The sequence below is a fragment of the Nonomuraea sp. CX421 genome, from assembly GCF_059358955.1.
This window is the reverse complement of record NZ_JCADBK010000052.1, coordinates 1-2,587: the sequence shown is the minus strand read 5'-3', so window position 1 is coordinate 2,587 and position 2,587 is coordinate 1. Positions and strand designations below refer to the sequence as shown.

The following is a 2,587-nucleotide window of genomic DNA, read 5'->3' as shown; positions in this document are numbered from 1 at the left end:
ACTCCCGTCCAATACGCGGGTGGCGCGCTGATGCTCGCCGGAGCCCTGCTCGCCATGGCGCGCGACGCCTTCGCCGCATTGGCCTGGGCGCGGCAGGGAGTCAATCCCGCTGAAACGCACCCTCCGTCGTGCACGGTCCTCGCGTGCGCCAACCGGCCGCCCTTGGCGTCCGTCTCGCCTTTCGGGCGGTCGGTGCGGTACTGGGGTTCGCGTGTCCACATAGATCACCTCAAATCGTGGCACGGGCGAAATCTCGTGCCGTCATGAACTCGCCCATCACCGGGTCGAGGCAACTCTGCGAAGAAAGGGGGGGTTTTCATGCGCAACTACGACTGGACCTGATCAGTTGACGCGCTGGTGGCAGGTCGCTCAGGTATCGACGGGTATCGGCGCCCGTAATGATCTGTCCCGGCCGTGATCCCGTGTAGTGGTCGGCGGTGCCTCGCCTGTCTTTCCGTGTGAGGTGCCGCCGACCTCTTTGGTGGAGTCGACACAGCGTGCTGCCGGGACAACGTGCTGCCGGGGCCATTCGCGTTCGGCTTCAGCCGACCGGCCTGTCAACGTCGCGGATGAGCGTGCGAATGAGTTCGTCGTCCCAGATCACGTTGGGATCGGGCTCCAGGAACGCTCTCGTACGTCACCAGTGAGGAGTACTTCATGATCCGGAGGCCCTCGGCCGTCGAGAACGCCACGTCTCTCCCCGCCTTCTTCGTCTTGCTCTTCGTCGTCGCGGTGCCCTTCTGAGTGGTCGGCACGTTCACCGGCCATCTGCCCGGCGTGCCGATGCGGCTTCCGGTGAGCGCCCTGATGTTCCCGGGGCCGCTCCTCGTGGCCGTGTTCTTGCTGCACCGCCGCGAGTCGGGCGCGACCCGGCTGCTGCTGCGCCGCGTCTTCGCTCCGCGGCGACTTGCCCACCAGGTCTGGCTGCCGGTCAGGCTCCTGCTCGTGCCCGGCCTCGCCCTGCTCGGCTACGTGCTGGACAGGGCCATGGGCGGGGCATCCCAGGGCCTTGACCTCTCGATCCTGGTCGTGCCGCCCCTGTTCGCACTGTTCTTCGCCGCGGCCGTGGCCGAGGAGGCGGGCTGGACGGGCTTCGCCCCCGACCCGCTGCGCGCCCGCTGGGGCGACCGGGGCGCCGCCCTCGTACTCGGTGCGGTCTGGGGTTCGTGGCATCTGGTGCCGCTGGTTCAGACGGGGCGCACCCCAGGGTGGATCGCCTGGTGGGCGCTGGGGACGGTCGGCGCGAGACTGGTCATGGTCCGGCTGTACGTCGCCACCGGCGGTGGTGTGCTGTCGGCCGTGTTCCTGCACACGATGCTGAATCTCACCCAGTCGCTGCTTCCCGGCTACCCGGCCGACACGAGTCTGATCGCCCCCGCTGCCGTCGCCGTCGTCACGGCGATCACCGGGGTCCTGTTGTTCCTCTGGCCGCGGCGGGCGGGCCGTGCGGTCGAGCGTTCGCCGCGATCTTCGGTCACGACGTCCTGACAACCGGTTCTTGCGGGGCTCGCCAGGACGGTGACCGGCCCAGGGCTGCCACGAGGAGATCGGTGGGGGAGGCGTTCTCCCGCACGTGAACCGGAGCCGCGTATGTGCGTCCCGGCCCGCGCAGTGCCCCCTCGGCCGGCAGCGCCTGGGCGACCGGCAGGGCCACGCGCAGTAGGTCCGCGGGCAGGTCCGGATCGAGACCGATCGCCCTGCTGATGTCCCAGTGGTGGGTGAGCATGTCGGCCAGGTGCACCGAGAGGATCTGACGGCTGGGATATCGCGCGTCGTACTTGGGGAGGTAGACGTCCCGCTCCAGCAAGCCCGGCGGGCCGAACGCCGCCCGCCATCGCGCGGCGGCCTGGGTGAAGGCGCTCCGCGGATCAGGGTCCAGCGTGACGGGGATGCCCAGAAGCCTTTCGGAGACCGCCTCGTGCTCAGTGTTCATGTGGTCGATGAGGTCGCGCACGGTCCAGCCCGCGCACGGGGTCGGCGCGGCGAGTTGAGTCTCGGTCAGGTTCTCGACCAGGGCGCCCAGGTGGTCGAGTGCCGCTCCGTCAAGTGCGAGAAGGGCCATGGGGGAACAATAGCGAACGATCGTAAGCTAGTCGATGGCGAACGTTCGTACGGTATCCTCGGAGTTGTGAGTCCTCGGCGCTCGAACGCGGAGGCCGCCCGGGATCGCGCTGGCCACGAACCAGGCGATCCAGCTACACCAGGACCGCGCCGCGGCCGTCCAGGCCCGCCGCGCGGTCGGCAGCCTGGTGCGCTCCTGACCGGCTGTTCCGGTCGATCCCCAGGTTCGTCCCAGGATTAAGCCCGCAGGGCCAGGATGACCTCGAGCTCGACCGGCATGTCCGCGGGCAGCGCGGTCGAGCCGAACACGAGCCTGCTGTGCCGGGTGGGCGCGAAGGCGATGTCGAACACCTCGGACGCGCCATCCGCGACGGTCGCATGGTCCCGAAAGCCAGGAGGGCAGGCTATGTGCACGGCCAGCCTCACCACGGGTGAGCTCCAGGTCCGCTCCCAGGCGTCCGGTCATCAGAGGTGACCCACGGTGCAGGGGGAGCATCCCGCTGAGGAACATCAGATCGCCCACGCG

3 protein-coding genes are annotated in these 2,587 nt (G+C 69.1%); 2 read left to right on the top strand and 1 reads right to left on the bottom strand.

Translation table 11 applies throughout. The features are described from left to right. Together AC5L3X_RS39060 and AC5L3X_RS39055 are read left to right on the top strand one after the other, a co-directional pair. A partial coding sequence (locus AC5L3X_RS39060; protein ID WP_494863825.1) for a hypothetical protein occupies positions 1–267 on the top strand: 267 nt, incomplete at its 5' end. A 477-nt stretch (positions 268–744) separates the two neighbouring features. Next, entirely contained in the window at positions 745–1,488 is a 744-nt protein-coding gene (locus AC5L3X_RS39055) for a CPBP family glutamic-type intramembrane protease (RefSeq protein ID WP_494863823.1), read from the top strand. Here the strand turns inward: AC5L3X_RS39055 and AC5L3X_RS39050 are convergent. Beyond that, positions 1,475–2,062 carry a TIGR03086 family metal-binding protein gene (locus tag AC5L3X_RS39050; RefSeq protein ID WP_494863822.1) on the bottom strand — a complete coding sequence of 196 codons (588 nt, stop codon included), beginning with the start codon at positions 2,060–2,062 and terminating at the stop codon, positions 1,475–1,477. The two genes, AC5L3X_RS39055 and AC5L3X_RS39050, sit on opposite strands and share 14 nt — an antisense overlap. Positions 2,063–2,587: the final 525 nt, after the last annotated feature.

Bases quoted from the DNA above. Each gene is read 5' to 3' on its own strand.
- AC5L3X_RS39050 (WP_494863822.1), bottom strand. From the start codon at position 2,062: ATGGCCCTTCTCGCACTTGACGGAGCGGCACTCGACCACCTGGGCGCC.